The organism is Stenotrophomonas veracruzanensis (assembly GCF_032911525.1).
Taxonomy (GTDB): domain Bacteria; phylum Pseudomonadota; class Gammaproteobacteria; order Xanthomonadales; family Xanthomonadaceae; genus Stenotrophomonas; species Stenotrophomonas africana.
In genome coordinates this window covers 1-585 of the sequence record NZ_JAWJTI010000075.1, presented here as the reverse complement: position 1 = coordinate 585, position 585 = coordinate 1, and the positions used below count along the sequence as shown (strand labels likewise).

Annotated in this window: 1 protein-coding gene; it reads left to right on the top strand. The window is 63.9% G+C overall.

Features of this window, described 5'->3' with window-relative positions:
- A partial coding sequence (locus tag R1H25_RS20320) for an EF-Tu/IF-2/RF-3 family GTPase (protein WP_317224471.1) occupies positions 1-585 on the top strand: 585 nt, incomplete at its 5' end.

Genomic DNA, 585 nt, shown 5'->3' with positions numbered 1-585 from the left:
CCGGAGCCGGAGCGCGCGATCGACAAGCCGTTCCTGATGCCGGTGGAAGACGTGTTCTCGATCTCGGGCCGCGGCACCGTGGTGACCGGTCGTATCGAGCGCGGCGTGATCAAGGTTGGCGACGAAATCGAAATCGTCGGCATCCGTCCGGTGCAGAAGACCACCGTGACCGGCGTTGAAATGTTCCGCAAGCTGCTGGACCAGGGTCAGGCAGGCGACAACGCTGGCCTGCTGCTGCGCGGCACCAAGCGTGACGACGTCGAGCGTGGCCAGGTTCTGGCCAAGCCGGGTTCGATCAAGCCGCACACCAAGTTCGAAGGCGAAGTCTACGTCCTGTCGAAGGACGAGGGCGGCCGTCACACCCCGTTCTTCAACGGCTACCGTCCGCAGTTCTACTTCCGCACCACCGACATCACCGGCGCAGCTGCGCTGCCGGAAGGCGTCGAAATGGTGATGCCGGGTGACAACGTCAAGATGGTCGTCACCCTGATCAACCCGGTGGCAATGGACGAAGGCCTGCGCTTCGCCATCCGCGAAGGTGGCCGTACCGTCGGCGCCGGCGTGGTCTCGAAGATCATCGAGTAA